Annotated in this window: 14 protein-coding genes; 3 read left to right on the forward strand and 11 right to left on the reverse strand. The window is 39.7% G+C overall.

Annotated features, from left to right (window positions below):
* Positions 1–12: 12 nt before the first annotated feature.
* Positions 13–1,860: a translational GTPase TypA gene (gene typA, locus M9R32_RS04520; RefSeq protein WP_269925544.1), complete on the reverse strand. Its 1,848-nt coding sequence runs from the start codon at positions 1,858–1,860 to the stop codon at positions 13–15.
* 115 nt (positions 1,861–1,975) lie between these two features.
* On the opposite strand from typA, the gene M9R32_RS04525 reads away from it, so the two are divergent.
* Positions 1,976–2,161, forward strand: a complete 186-nt coding sequence (locus M9R32_RS04525; protein ID WP_269925545.1) for a YlaF family protein — start codon at positions 1,976–1,978, stop codon at positions 2,159–2,161.
* Positions 2,162–2,220: 59 nt separating this feature from the next.
* On the opposite strand, the gene M9R32_RS04530 is transcribed toward M9R32_RS04525, so the two are convergent.
* Positions 2,221–3,012: an inositol monophosphatase family protein gene (locus M9R32_RS04530; RefSeq protein ID WP_269925546.1), complete on the reverse strand. Its 792-nt coding sequence runs from the start codon at positions 3,010–3,012 to the stop codon at positions 2,221–2,223.
* Positions 3,013–3,122: 110 nt separating this feature from the next.
* Positions 3,123–3,320, reverse strand: coding sequence for a hypothetical protein (locus M9R32_RS04535; protein ID WP_269925547.1), 198 nt, complete (start codon positions 3,318–3,320; stop codon positions 3,123–3,125).
* 156 nt (positions 3,321–3,476) lie between these two features.
* Between M9R32_RS04535 and M9R32_RS04540 the strand changes: the two genes are divergently transcribed.
* Complete coding sequence (locus tag M9R32_RS04540; RefSeq protein WP_269925548.1) at positions 3,477–4,100, forward strand: YktB family protein; 624 nt, start codon at positions 3,477–3,479, stop codon at positions 4,098–4,100.
* A 74-nt stretch (positions 4,101–4,174) separates the two neighbouring features.
* On the opposite strand, the gene M9R32_RS04545 is transcribed toward M9R32_RS04540, so the two are convergent.
* The 3 genes from M9R32_RS04545 to M9R32_RS04555 all read right to left on the reverse strand — a co-directional run bounded on the left by M9R32_RS04545 (position 4,175) and on the right by M9R32_RS04555 (position 5,947).
* On the reverse strand, positions 4,175–4,522 hold the full coding sequence (locus tag M9R32_RS04545) for a DUF4260 domain-containing protein (RefSeq protein ID WP_269925549.1): 348 nt from the start codon (positions 4,520–4,522) through the stop codon (positions 4,175–4,177).
* Between the two features lie 172 nt (positions 4,523–4,694).
* Positions 4,695–4,973 carry a UPF0223 family protein gene (locus M9R32_RS04550; RefSeq protein ID WP_269925550.1) on the reverse strand — a complete coding sequence of 93 codons (279 nt, stop codon included), beginning with the start codon at positions 4,971–4,973 and terminating at the stop codon, positions 4,695–4,697.
* 17 nt (positions 4,974–4,990) lie between these two features.
* Positions 4,991–5,947, reverse strand: coding sequence for an NAD(P)H-dependent flavin oxidoreductase (locus M9R32_RS04555; RefSeq protein ID WP_269925551.1), 957 nt, complete (start codon positions 5,945–5,947; stop codon positions 4,991–4,993).
* A gap of 181 nt (positions 5,948–6,128) precedes the next feature.
* Here M9R32_RS04555 and M9R32_RS04560 point away from each other — a divergent pair, with 181 nt between their 5' ends.
* Positions 6,129–7,598: an aminotransferase class I/II-fold pyridoxal phosphate-dependent enzyme gene (locus tag M9R32_RS04560; protein ID WP_269925552.1), complete on the forward strand. Its 1,470-nt coding sequence runs from the start codon at positions 6,129–6,131 to the stop codon at positions 7,596–7,598.
* Positions 7,599–7,660: 62 nt separating this feature from the next.
* Here M9R32_RS04560 and M9R32_RS04565 read toward each other — a convergent pair whose 3' ends face one another.
* The 5 genes from M9R32_RS04565 to pdhA form a co-directional block, all read right to left on the reverse strand.
* Positions 7,661–8,494 (reverse strand): polysaccharide deacetylase family protein, encoded by an 834-nt coding sequence (locus tag M9R32_RS04565; RefSeq protein WP_269925553.1) that lies wholly within the window; start codon positions 8,492–8,494, stop codon positions 7,661–7,663.
* A 112-nt stretch (positions 8,495–8,606) separates the two neighbouring features.
* The gene (lpdA, locus tag M9R32_RS04570; RefSeq protein ID WP_269925554.1) at positions 8,607–10,019 is read right to left on the reverse strand and encodes a dihydrolipoyl dehydrogenase; all 1,413 of its coding nucleotides are present in this window, start codon (positions 10,017–10,019) and stop codon (positions 8,607–8,609) included.
* 4 nt (positions 10,020–10,023) lie between these two features.
* Complete coding sequence (locus M9R32_RS04575) at positions 10,024–11,424, reverse strand: dihydrolipoamide acetyltransferase family protein (RefSeq protein ID WP_269925555.1); 1,401 nt, start codon at positions 11,422–11,424, stop codon at positions 10,024–10,026.
* An 88-nt stretch (positions 11,425–11,512) separates the two neighbouring features.
* Positions 11,513–12,490, reverse strand: coding sequence for an alpha-ketoacid dehydrogenase subunit beta (locus M9R32_RS04580; protein WP_269925556.1), 978 nt, complete (start codon positions 12,488–12,490; stop codon positions 11,513–11,515).
* Between the two features lie 3 nt (positions 12,491–12,493).
* Positions 12,494–13,615 (reverse strand): pyruvate dehydrogenase (acetyl-transferring) E1 component subunit alpha, encoded by a 1,122-nt coding sequence (gene pdhA / locus M9R32_RS04585; RefSeq protein WP_269925557.1) that lies wholly within the window; start codon positions 13,613–13,615, stop codon positions 12,494–12,496.
* Positions 13,616–13,762: the final 147 nt, after the last annotated feature.

Below are 13,762 nucleotides of genomic sequence, written 5' to 3' on the forward strand. Positions count from 1 at the left end.
TTTCTATCGCGATTAACTATTTTCTGCAGTTTTCGCCTTTTTCGTTACACGTTCACGTTCGTTTTTATCAAGAACTTTTTTACGTAAACGAATCGATTGAGGTGTAATTTCACAGTACTCATCATCATTTAGGTATTCAAGTGATTCTTCCAACGTCATAATACGTGGTTTTTTACGTGTAGTTGTCGCTTCTTTGTTAGCAGAACGGATGTTGTTGGCAGCCTTCATTTTCGTAATGTTAACTGTTAAGTCATTATCACGAGTATGTTCTCCAACGATCATTCCTTCATAAATATCAGTACCTGGTTCAACGAAAATTGTACCGCGGTCTTCAATACCTAGAATTCCATATTCAGAAGCTTGTCCTGTAGCCATTGCCACTAGAACACCTTTACTACGTCCGCCTACGCGACCTTTTTGCATTGGTTGGTAGCTGTCGAAAGTATGGTTGATAATTCCGTATCCACGAGTTAATGTCATGAATTCAGTTGTGTATCCAATCAAACCACGAGCAGGAACCATGAAGATTAAGCGTACTTGACCTGAACCATTGTTGACCATATCAAGCATTTCACCTTTACGTTCACCCATTGATTCAATGATTGAACCTACATGTTCTTCTGGAATATCAATTTGTACACGTTCAACTGGCTCACAACGAACCCCATCAACTTCACGTACAATTACTTCTGGTTTTGAAACTTGTAATTCGAAACCTTCACGACGCATGTTTTCAATCAAGATAGACAAGTGCAATTCTCCACGACCAGATACAACCCATGCATCAGGAGAATCAGTTGGATCTACACGAAGAGATACGTCTGTTTCAAGTTGAGATTGAAGACGCTCATCAATTTTACGAGATGTTACCCATTTACCTTCACGTCCAGCAAATGGACTGTTGTTCACTAGGAACGTCATTTGAAGAGTAGGCTCATCGATGCGTAAGATTGGTAATGCTTCAGGATGCTCAGTTGGACAAACTGTTTCTCCAACGTTAATATCTTCCATCCCTGATACGGCAATTAAATCACCTGCAGAAGCTTTTTGGATTTCAACACGTTTAAGACCCATGAAACCAAACATTTTTGTTACACGGAAGTTCTTCACTTTACCGTCTAATTTCATAAGAGATACTTGTTGTCCAACTTCCATCGTTCCTCGGAATACGCGACCGATACCGATACGGCCAACATAATCATTGTAGTCAAGAAGAGATACTTGGAATTGAAGAGGCTCTTCTTTGTTGTCTACTGGAGCCGGGATATGTTCAATGATTGCATCATAAAGTACTTGCATGTTTTCATCTTGCTCTGCAGCTACTGATGAAAGACTTGCTGTACCGTTCATACCTGATGCGAAGATAACAGGGAATTCCAATTGATCGTCATTTGCTTCCAATTCAATGAAAAGTTCAAGAACTTCATCTACTACTTCTTCTGGGCGAGCAAAGTCACGGTCAATTTTGTTTACAACTACGATTGGTTGTAAGTTTTGTTCCAAAGCTTTTTTCAATACAAAACGAGTCTGTGGCATACAACCTTCGTAAGCATCCACAACAAGTAGAACACCGTCTACCATTTTCATAATACGTTCAACTTCTCCACCAAAGTCAGCGTGTCCAGGTGTATCAAGAATGTTGATTTTCACATCTTTATATTGAATCGCTGTGTTTTTAGCAAGAATCGTAATACCGCGTTCGCGCTCGATATCACCTGAATCCATTGCACGCTCGTCCACATGTTCATTTGAACGGAAAGTACCGGATTGTTTTAATAATTGGTCAACTAAAGTTGTTTTACCATGGTCAACGTGGGCAATAATTGCGATGTTTCTTAGGTCTTGACGTAAATTAGTCATTGTTTCACTCCATATTCTTTTTTCGAGTCCTTAACTGTGTTATTATAGCACATGTTGCAACTATTTGTCTGATTTAGAATTGTAAGAATATTATCGTTTTTGTGGAGGGTACTTTGTGAAAAATATTAAATGGGTATTTGTACTATATTCCCTTTTAGCTCTATTATCGATGTTTGCAATCGGAATATCTGTTGGATTACGCAGTGTAATTGGTATCTTGGCAAGCATTGCATTACTTATTATTGTCATGGGTTTCGGTTTTAAAACGAAAAAGAAAATGCGTGATGAAGGAACATTGTAGGCAAATTATGATGTGTAAAATATGAAAGGAAGGAATGGACTCACTCCATTCCTTCCTTTTTATTTCAGGGTAATATAATTCGCCAGTAATGAATCGTGCAAACTCTTACGTGCCACAATAAATGTGTCTTGCCCTAAAAACTTTAGAGGTTGTCCTTTCAAATTGGTCGCAACTGCTCCAACTTCTTCAGCGATGACAACACCTCCAGCAACATCCCAAGGTGATAAACGCATGGACATATAAGCATCAATCCGCCCAGTGGATACATAAGCAAGCTCAAGAGCTGCAGAACCATATGAACGGATTCCACGTACATCTTTGACTAATCGAATAAGTCCTTCATTTTCAATATGACGATTTGGAACCACCCAGCTCGCATTCATTCCAATAATTGCTTTGGAAATCGTCGTCGATTCCAACACTGGAATTGGCTCATCATTCAAATAAGCACCATGACCTTTTTGTGCACTATATAGCTCATCATTCATAACGTCATATATGTAACCGAAAACGCCAATACCATCTTTAAATATGCCTAATGAAATGGCGAAATTTCGTTGTTGATGAATAAAATTCATCGTACCGTCTATCGGATCCAACATCCACACATAACCATTCAATGACAGGAGATCGTCACCGAATCCTTCTTCACCTAAAATGGCGTGTCCTACATAATCTTTACGGATATGCTCAATAAAAAATTGCTCAATTTCTTTATCCATATTCGTCACCAAATCATTGGCATCTGCTTTTGATTCGATAACCAATTCATAAGTTAACGAGTGGCGAATCTTTCTGCCTGCTTCTTTAATTAATGCTTTTGCATAGCGATCGAGTTGTTGTAGTTCCAATGAAATTGCCGCCTTTCCAAATCTTTCTCTTCTTTTATTATAAACAAAAAAACACCTGATGTCAGAAATAGACGATCAGGTGCGTTTAAGTATAAGGGCTGGATTTCGTTCTAGTGTAAAGCATGGAGAGCCTTCAATTGCTTATGAATTTCGCCAAGCCTTACTTTGCTCTTGTCGATTTCTGCTTGATTTTTCTCTTGCATCGCATCGTACAAAGAGGCAAGTTCATAGTCAAGCTCTAATTTCAATCCGAAAACCATCTTTTTCTCTACGTCTTCTTTACGAATGATATGGACAACTTGTTTCATGTCTTACACCCCTTTTCTTTTATCTAAATATTCAGAATGTTTTATATACAATATGGCGTTAAGTTGTTTTTGTCAACTCCATAAAGCTTACTTACAAGATTTTTTCCCATTTTTTGATTAAAATAAACATAAGAAGTATGAAAGGTGGAAAAAAAGTTGAAATATAAATGGGAAAAGGATGACTTTGAGGTTTTTCAAATAGAAGGTTTAGAACATCGTATGCAAGCTTTGATAGAAAAAGTCCGACCAAAGTTCGAAGCTTTCGGTCATACATATGCAGCTTATTTTTCAAGTAAAACAGGCGGTGAATTCTATCCGCATGTCGCCAAGCATGCCAGGCGTTCTGTAAATCCACCAAAAGATTCGTGGGTGGCGTTTGCTCCATACAAACGAGGATACAAAGCACTTCCCCATTTTCAAATCGGTTTATGGGGTACGCATGTGTTTATTATTTTGGCTGTCATTTATGAGGCACCAGATAAAGTACAAATTGCAGAACGATTATTGAAAAAGAAATCTTTATTTAAGAAGCTTCCACAAGACTTTATCATTTCAGGCGATCACATGTCTCCTGAAGCAATGCCTCTTAAAACTGCACATAAAGAACAATTGCCTTCTTTATTGACACGTTTAAAAGAAGTGAAGAAAGCCGAGTTTTTAGTTGGACGCCATCTGCCAAGTGACCAGGCAGTTGAAATGTCAGAGGAAGAGTTCGCCTTGTTTGCTGAAGAAACATTTGAAGCGTTATTACCTGTATATTATGTGATGGTTAATAAATAACCGGACAAGAATGACTTAAAGAAAACGCTCAGAGAAATTTACACTCTGAGCGTTTGTTTTATTTTGTCGTATAATTACACTCGGCTTAAATGAGTGTCTTTAAAAGCCGTTGGGTATTTCAAACCATATCCAATCATTCGGTCCATTCCAATATGAGCAGACCAAATTAAACCAATCGCTAAGACAACATGGTTGTTAAATAGCAGACCACAAATAATAACAAGGATCGCGATGAAGTATGTATGAAATAAATTATATATAATTGCTCCAATCTTATTATTATAAAGGTAGCCAAGTATTGATAAATCTGGCGAAAATAATAATACAAAGAATAGAATCCAACTAAATTGGTTGAACCCATAAAAATATAGACTTATAGATAAAACGGCAAACCCTTCTAAATGTAAAAAAATCTTATTCAACTATTAACCCCCCTTTCACATTTTATTTGTCTAACCCTTTAAACATTCTTCGTGTTTTTTTAATCTCCTGCTATTTTTACTGACTCCTAATTTGATATTTTCTGGATTAAAAAAGACCAAATCGGAAGTGATTTGGTCTTAAAATTCTTTATTACAATCTAGCCGGCTTGGTTTATTTCCCTGACCCTTTAATGATTGCACCTTTCGTCGTTTCTTTCATTTTTTTGATGATTGGATAACAAATATAGCCGCTTTCTTTTTCGAATTCCCTGAAGTAGGTTTTCTCTTCCGCCATGGACGGAACGACCTCTTTAAATCGTCGATACTTTTCCATCAAAACTTCTCGGTTTACGCCTTGTTCGTAAGCGTATTCTATGACTTCAAAAAATTGCACGACAGCGATTATTTCCTCCGTCGACCAGTCTTTTGAAAATGGATATGCAAAACTCATGTTTATTCACCCTTTCCTTACTTCCATTTTAAGCGGAAGTCTTCTGCTTGTGAAATCATTCGAGTAATTAATTGTTCTACTGACGGGATATCATCGATTAGACCCGCTACTTGACCAGCCCAGCCAAAGCCCTTTTCAGCATTACCTTCGTAAATATATTGTTTGTTTGCTTCACCACTAATATACTCTTTTAAAGCCTCGTATGTTGGCATCTCAACTTCAATTTCGCGGATTTTTTCTGTCCAAGGATTGATCAAGGCTCGCGCAGGAGCACCTATCGATCGCTTGATTACTGTTGTTCCGGTTTCGGAACTATCGATTAAAGCTTGTTTATAGACATGTGAAGCATGTAAGCATTCTTTAGTTGCAATAAAACGTGTACCCATTTCAATCCCTTCCGCACCAAGCGCAAGCGCAGCCATGAAACCTCGGCCATCCCCTATTCCACCAGAGGCAATTACAGGAATGGATACAGCATCCACTACACGCGGGACAAGCACCATCGTTCCAACGTCATCACGACCCAAATGCCCTCCACCTTCCTGCCCAACGACCATGACTGCGTCAGCACCTAGTTCTTCCGCTTTTTGCGCTTGTCTTGTAGCAGCTACCAACACCAGTTTTTTTATATCCGTTCCTTTTAATTGATCAAAAATAGGGGTGGGATTTCCTCCTGTCATCGAGACAACAGGCACCTTTTCTTCAATCGCGACTTCTAGCATATTTGAAAACGGTCGACCATGATCCCCTATTGCAAAGTTGACTCCGAACGGCTGATTAGTCATTGTACGTACTTTATGTATTTCGTTTCTGAGTGCCTCAGGTGACTCTAGACTCATTGCCGTGATCTGACCAAGTCCGCCAGCATTCGAAACTGCAGCTGCTAAATCAGCATACGCAAGATAGGCAAGCCCACCTTGAATGATTGGATATTTGATATGTAGTAACTCTGTAATTCGTGTTTGCCAGTTCATATTCAGTTCCCCCCTATTAATTAATTGTACTATATTCAATTTTATTGTCGAAATCCCTCTAATATTTATGGTCATTCGCTATACTAAATGCTATAATTCACTTGTTTTTCATTTTCATTTTTAAATCGGTATTCCAAAATAGTTGAATGCCATCAAAAAGAAAGTTGAGGTGGTACGTCCATTGTCTCAGTTAGAAACCCCTTTATTTGATGTCTTGCTAAAACATCGCAATCGACATCCTATTCAGTTTCATATTCCCGGTCATAAAAAAGGAAATGGTGTCGACCCTGCGTTTCGTGAATTCGTAGGCGATAATATTCTTTCTATAGATTTAATCAATATTGCCCCACTTGATGATTTACACTCACCAAAAGGTGCGATTAAAAAAGCGCAAGAATTAGCAGCAGAAGCTTTTGGTGCCGACTATACATTTTTCTCAGTTCAAGGTACAAGCGGTGCCATTATGACGATGATTTTAAGTGTTGTCGGACCTGGAGATAAAATCCTGGTTCCGCGCAATGTTCATAAATCGATTATGTCTGCCATTGTATTTGCGGGTGCAAGTCCAGTCTTCATTCACCCAGAAGTGGATCCGGAACTTGGAATCTCACACGGTATCTCTGCAGAATCTGTGGAGAAAGCATTAGATGCTCATCCAGATGCAAAAGCTGTACTTGTTATTAACCCTACTTACTTCGGTTTTGCAGCAGACTTAACACGTATTGTTGAAATAGCACACGAACGTAATATTCCAGTTTTGGTGGATGAAGCGCATGGTGTTCATATTCATTTCCATGAATCTTTACCCGTATCAGCAATGGCCGCAGGTGCAGATATGGCTGCCACTTCGGTTCACAAACTGGGCGGTTCGATGACACAAAGCTCCGTATTAAATGTTCGCGAAGGATTAGTATCACCTAAGCGTGTTCAATCCATTTTATCGATGTTAACAACAACTTCGACATCTTATCCAATCTTGGCGTCATTAGATACAGCACGACGCCAGTTAGCCATTCATGGCCATGATTTATTGACTACTGCCATTCGATTGGCAAAAGATACACGCAAGCGAATCAATCAGATTCCGAACCTCCACTGTGTAGGAGAAGAAATATTGCGTACTTCTGCAACTTACGATATGGATCCTACTAAGTTATTGATCAGTGTCAAAAATTTAGGGATTACAGGTCATCAAGCTGAAGAATGGTTACGCGAAAAAGCAAACATCGAAGTCGAATTATCCGATTTATACAATATTCTGTGTATCGTGACAATTGCGGATTCCAAAAAAGAATTGAACTTGCTTGTTAATGCACTTCAGCGTATGGCCCAATCATTTGAAGCGGAAGCTGAAATCGTAGAAGCATTTGTAACAATGCCTGATATACCACGTTTAGCCATGACGCCTCGTGATGCGTTTTACGCGACAACTGAAGTCGTACCGTTTGCAGATTCTGTAGGTCGTATTTCAGCTGAATTTATTATGGTATATCCTCCGGGTATCCCAATTTTCATACCAGGTGAAATCATTACGGAAGATAATATTGCTTATATTCATATGAATATCGAAGCGGGTTTACCTGTACAAGGTCCAGAAGATGATGAATTGAAATTGATTCGAGTCATCAAAGAACATAAAGCGTTTTATTAAAGTAATTGAAGTGAAAAGGCTGAGTCTCCTTTACCGGGAGGCTCAGCCTTTATTGTTAGTCATTATTCGCCTGTTACACCTTGTATTGTCGAAGGGTCAATCATGCCGTACCCTTTTGCTCGTAAACCTTCTACTATGCCACCAAGGGCTTCAGCAGTCCATTTTCGGTCATGCATTAATAAGTTAGCGCCATCTGTTAAATACTCTGTATTTACCATGATATCTTTTAAAGCATTGGCATCTTGGTAATTTGATTCCCAGTCGTATCCGTAAGTCCAATTCATTAACAGCATACCTTGTTCCTTAACAAGAGCTTTACTAAAATCAGTATTCGCTCCGAATGGGGCTCTGAAAAATTTTGGTTTTTCCCCAATAATAGCTTCAATCGTTTCACTTACCTGCATGATTTCAGCACGCTGTTCATCTTCAGTCAGTTGTTTCAAGTTTGCATGCGTTTGCGTATGGTTACCAATAGCAAAGCCCATGTTATGTATTTCTTTCAAGACTGCTTTCTCTTCGTCACTATCCAAAAAATGTCCATTTACAAAGAAAATAGCAGGTGCATTTAAAGATTTTAACGTTTTTGCCATTTCTAGTGATCGTTTGTCAGGTGCGTCATCAATGGTTAATAAAACAACTTTGGAAGGCGCATCAGCAATTGGCTTGAACGACCAATTGGCTTCATTCAACGTATATAGAGGCTCCAATGGTGCAGTTACCTCTTCTGTCTCTTCTTGTGTTTCTTCTTCATCTTTTTCAACTTCTTTATCTTCAACTACCTCGTCCTCAACTTCTTGTTGAGTTGGAGCGGATGTAGTTGTCTTTGTTTCTTCATCTCCACAAGCAGCCAACATTAATGCTAATAAACTCATACTCATTAGTTTTGTGTATTTCATGATGTATCACCGTGACCCTTTCGAATGTCATTTTAGCATGATTTCCCACTGTCTTTCCAGCAGCTATTAAAAAAAGTCGTACAGGTTTAACCTGTACGACTCTATTATTAACTTATTTTGTAATGATATGAATCGGGTGACCCATTACTACTTCAGCAGCTTCCATTGAGATTTCGCCCAATGTTGGATGTGCATGAATTGTCATAGCAATATCTTCTACTGTCATTCCCGCTTCAATCGCTAAACCAAGTTCAGCAATCATATCAGAAGCGCCTTGACCGACGATTTGAGCACCTAACAACAAACCATCCGATTTACGTGAAACAAGTTTCACAAAACCGTCTGTTGCGTTTAATGCTAAAGCACGACCGTTAGCACCGAATGGGAATTTCCCAGCCGTTACTTCAAAGCCTTCTTTTTTAGCTTGCTCTTCATTTAAGCCAACTGTTGCAAGTTCAGGATCTGTGAAACATACAGCAGGGATTGCTAAGTAATCCACAACAGATGTTTGACCAGCGATAACTTCAGCTGCCACTTTACCTTCGTAAGAAGCTTTGTGTGCAAGTTGAGGACCTGAAACTACATCACCAATTGCAAAAATGTTTTCGATGTTTGTGCGAACTTGCTTGTCAACTTCGATCAAGCCGCGTTCGCCCATTTTGATGCCGATTTCTTCAAGACCCATTTCATCCGTGTTTGGACGACGGCCTACAGTTACTAATACATAATCCGCTTCGACTTTTTTCTCTTCGCCGCCTGCTTCGTACGTAACTGTTACGCCTGATTCTGATTCTTCGACGCCTTTTGCTGATGCTTTCACAACAACATTAACACCTTTTTTCTTCAAGCCTTTTTTAACGATTTGCGTCATTTGTTTCTCGAATCCAGCTAAAATATCGTCGCCGCCTTCGATAATTGTTACTTCAGAACCTAGGTTTGCAAATGCAGTTCCTAATTCAGTTCCGATATAACCGCCACCAATGACAACTAATTTTCCTGGGATTTCTCCAAGAGCCAAAGCCCCTGTTGAACTTAACACACGTTTTGTGAATTTGAATGATGGAATCTCAACAGGACGAGAGCCTGTTGCGATAATCGCGTTTTTAAATTTATACGTTTGTGCTGAATTTTCGTCCATTACACGAACAGTGTTAGCATCAACAAAGTATGCTTCGCCACGAACGATTTCAACTTTATTCCCTTTTAGTAAACCTTCAACGCCACCTGTTAATTTCTTAACAACACTGTCTTTGAAAGCTTGGGCTTTTGAAAAATCAATTGTAACTTCAGATGCAGTAATACCCATATCATCTGAATGTTTTGCTTGTTCAAAACGGTGACCGACTGAAATTAACGCTTTAGAAGGAATACAACCAACGTTTAAACAAACGCCGCCTAAATGTTCTTTTTCAACGATTGTCACTTTTTGACCAGTTTGTGCAGCACGGATGGCCGCAACATATCCGCCAGGGCCTGAGCCGATGACGAGCGTATCTGTTTCGATTGGGAAATCTCCTACTACCATGTTTTTACGCCTCCATTAATAAAAGTTCTGGATTGCTAAGCAAACGCTTAATGTTATTTAATGCGTGCTGAGCAGTCGCACCGTCGATCATACGATGATCAAAGCTCAATGATAATGCTAACACAGGAGCGGCTACAATTTCACCATTTTTTATGACAGGTTTCTCTGCAATACGACCAATTCCTAGAATCGCAACTTCAGGATGATTGATTACAGGTGTAAACCATTGTCCACCGGCAGAACCAATATTCGTGATTGAACAAGAAGCACCTTTCATTTCAGAAGGTGATAACTTCCCATCACGAGCTTTTCCTGCAAGTGTATTAATTTCATCTGAAATCGCAAATACAGATTTACGGTCAGCATGTTTGATAACTGGTACTAACAAGCCTTTTTCTGTATCAGCTGCAATCCCGATATTGAAGTAATGCTTTTGAATGATTTCGCCAGCTTCGTCATCTAATGAACGATTGAAGTCTGGGAAATCACGAAGTGTACTTACCAATGCTTTTACAACGTATGGTAAATAAGTTAATTTCACATTCTTCTCAGCTGCTAAATCTTTGAACTTCTTACGATGTGCAACAAGTTCAGTTACATCAACTTCGTCCATTAATGTTACATGGGGAGCTGTATGTTTCGAGTGAACCATCGCTTTTGCGATTGCTTTGCGAATACCTGACATCTTCTCACGAGTTTCAGGGAATTCACCTTCCAAAGCTGGAGCTGCAGGTTTCGCTGCTTTTTCAACTTTTTCTTCGCTTGTTGTTTCTTCATTTGCAGCAACTGCATCTTGTTCAGGTGCTTCAGTTGTTTGCCCACCATTCATATATGCTTCGATATCTTCTTTCATCACGCGGCCATTTTTACCTGATCCGTTGACTTGAGAAATTTCGACATCATTATCTCGTGCAAATTTACGCACTGAAGGCATTGCAATAACACGACCATTTGGGTCTTTTTCAGTCTTCGATGCTACTTCTGCTTTAGGAGCCGCTTTCGTTGGTTCAGCTGCTTCTTTTTCAGGAGCTTGATCTTTTGCTACCGGTGTTGCTTCTTTTTCTACTTCTTGTCCAGCTTCTGCAGTTGCTTGAACTTGAGCTTCTGTTTTCTCTTCTGCTTTAGGATCGTCTTCGTGACCACCTTTAAATTGAAGATCTTCATAGCCTGGTGCGTCAATGCGAATCAAGATTTGGCCAACAGTTGCAACTGTCCCTTCTCCAATAAGCACTTCTTCCACTTTTCCTGCTACAGGAGAAGGAATTTCAACGACTGCTTTGTCATTCTGAACTTCACATAAAATATCATCTTCGCCAATGGTGTCGCCTGCTTTAACAAACCATTTTACGATTTCGCCTTCGTGTATACCTTCACCGATATCCGGTAATCGAAATTCAAATGCCACAAAATTCACCCTTTCAGTTGTGAGTGTGTAATATCTTTAAATCCAAAAGACCAACAAGAAATCTTGCCTGGACTTTTGGAACTTACTATTAGAATGTCAGTACTTTTTTAGCTGTCGCTACAATGTCCTTCGAGTTTGGTAACCAAACCGATTCAGCTTGCGCGAATGGGAAGATTGTATCTGGTGCAAATACACGTAATACTGGTGCTTCCAGGCTTAGAATTGCACGTTCGTTAATTTCAGCCACTACATTAGCAGCAATACCTGCTTGTTTTTGTGCTTCTTGAACAACAACCGCACGTCCTGTTTTTTCAACAGAAGCAATGATTGTTTCAATATCCAATGGCTGAACAGTACGTAAATCGATTACTTCTACTGAGTAGTTTTCTTTTTCAAGTTCTTCTGCAGCTTTTAAGCTATCGTGTACCATTGCACCGTAAGCAATAATCGTAAGGTCTGTACCTTCACGTTTCACTTCCGCTTTACCTAGAGGAATTGTGTATTCTTCTTCAGGAACCTCTTCACGGAATGAACGGTATAACTTCATGTGTTCTAGGAAAATAACTGGGGCATTATCACGGATAGCAGAAATTAATAATCCTTTAGCATCGTAAGGTGAAGAAGGAATAACTACTTTCAAACCAGGTTGAGAAGCTACCAAACCTTCTAAGCTGTCCGCGTGCATTTCAGGAGTATGAACCCCTCCACCGAATGGAGAACGGATTGTAACTGGTGCACTGTATTTGCCACCACTGCGGAAACGCATACGCGCTAATTGACCGCTGATTGAATCCATTACTTCATAAACGAAACCGAAGAACTGGATTTCTGGAACTGGACGGAAGCCTTCAAGTGAAAGACCCACCGCTAAACCACCAATACCTGATTCAGCTAATGGTGTATCGAATACACGATCTTCGCCAAATTCTTTTTGTAAGCCTTCAGTCGCACGGAATACACCGCCGTTATTTCCAACGTCTTCACCGAAGACGAGGACGTTTTCATCATTCTTAAGCTCATTACGGAGTGCATCCGTAATTGCTTGAATCATCGTCATTTGTGCCATCGGTTACTTCGACTCCTTCTCTTTGTAAAGTTCATATTGTTCTTTTAAGTGATATGGCATTTCTTCGTTTGGATCATACATGATTTCCATTAAATCCGTCACTTTTTGTTTCGGCGCAGCATCAGCTGTTTTAATGGCATCCTTGATTTCTTCTTTAGCTTGTTCGATTACTTCATTTTCTTTTTCTTCATTCCAAAGATCTTTTGCTTCTAAATAAGCACGGAAACGAACCAATGGATCTTTCTTTTCCCACTCTGAATCTGTATCAGATGTACGGTAACGTGTCGGGTCATCCCCTGCCATCGTATGTGGTCCATAACGGTAACATAATGTTTCAATCAATGTTGGTCCTTCACCATTCACTGCACGTTCGCGAGCATCGCGTGTTGCAACGTAAACGGCCAATGGATCCATTCCATCAACTAGGATACTTGGAATACCTGCCGCAATCCCTTTTTGAGCGATTGTTTTAGCAGCTGTTTGCAATTCACGTGGAGTTGAGATTGCATATTGGTTATTTTGGACAATAAAAATAGCTGGAGAGCGGAATGCACCTGCAAAGTTAATACCTTCATAGAAGTCACCTTGCGAAGAACCACCGTCACCTGTGTAAGTCACAGCAACTGATTTTTTACCACGCTTTTGCATTCCAAGTGCCACACCAGCCGCTTGGATGAATTGAGCACCGATAATGATTTGAGGTGGGAATACTTTTACGTTCTCAGGAATCTGGTTCCCCATGAAATGTCCACGAGAGAATAGGAATGCCTGTGAAAGTGGCAACCCGTGCCAGATCATTTGAGGTACATCGCGGTACCCTGGTAAGATGAAATCTTCTTTTTCAAGAGCATAATGAGAAGCTAATTGAGAAGCTTCTTGTCCTGCTGTCGGTGCATAGAAACCTAAACGTCCTTGTCTATTTAAAGAAATAGAGCGTTGGTCAAGAATACGCGTATACACCATGCGGCGCATTAACTCGACTAATTCTTCATCCGATAAATTCGGGTCTGCGTCTTTGTTAACAATCTCGCCTTCTTCGTTCAAAATCTGAAACATTTCAAATTTTTCTTCGATGGCTTGAAGTGTTTCTACTGGTCCTAATTGCTTGGCATTTTTTGCAGCCATGTTAACACCTCTCCTTAAGTAACTGTATTAAAAAAACTGTAAAAATCGAGTGATACAATGTTCATTCTTCCCTAGTATACTCAACTTTATTTTGGTGGTCAATCATTGGAAACTCTAGTGAAATATGAGCTTACAATTGATAGATTA

Source organism: Paenisporosarcina quisquiliarum, assembly GCF_027563315.1.
Classification (GTDB): Bacteria; Bacillota; Bacilli; order Bacillales_A; family Planococcaceae; genus Paenisporosarcina; species Paenisporosarcina quisquiliarum.

Excerpts from the sequence above, each read along its gene's own strand:
- lpdA (WP_269925554.1), bottom strand. The coding sequence starts at position 10,019 with ATGGTAGTAGGAGATTTCCCAATCGAAACAGATACGCTCGTCATCGGC.
- typA (WP_269925544.1), bottom strand. The coding sequence starts at position 1,860 with ATGACTAATTTACGTCAAGACCTAAGAAACATCGCAATTATTGCCCAC.
- M9R32_RS04535 (WP_269925547.1), bottom strand. The coding sequence starts at position 3,320 with ATGAAACAAGTTGTCCATATCATTCGTAAAGAAGACGTAGAGAAAAAG.
- M9R32_RS04550 (WP_269925550.1), bottom strand. The coding sequence starts at position 4,973 with ATGAGTTTTGCATATCCATTTTCAAAAGACTGGTCGACGGAGGAAATA.
- M9R32_RS04580 (WP_269925556.1), bottom strand. The coding sequence starts at position 12,490 with ATGGCACAAATGACGATGATTCAAGCAATTACGGATGCACTCCGTAAT.
- M9R32_RS04565 (WP_269925553.1), bottom strand. The coding sequence starts at position 8,494 with ATGAAATACACAAAACTAATGAGTATGAGTTTATTAGCATTAATGTTG.
- pdhA (WP_269925557.1), bottom strand. The coding sequence starts at position 13,615 with ATGGCTGCAAAAAATGCCAAGCAATTAGGACCAGTAGAAACACTTCAA.
- M9R32_RS04555 (WP_269925551.1), bottom strand. The coding sequence starts at position 5,947 with ATGAACTGGCAAACACGAATTACAGAGTTACTACATATCAAATATCCA.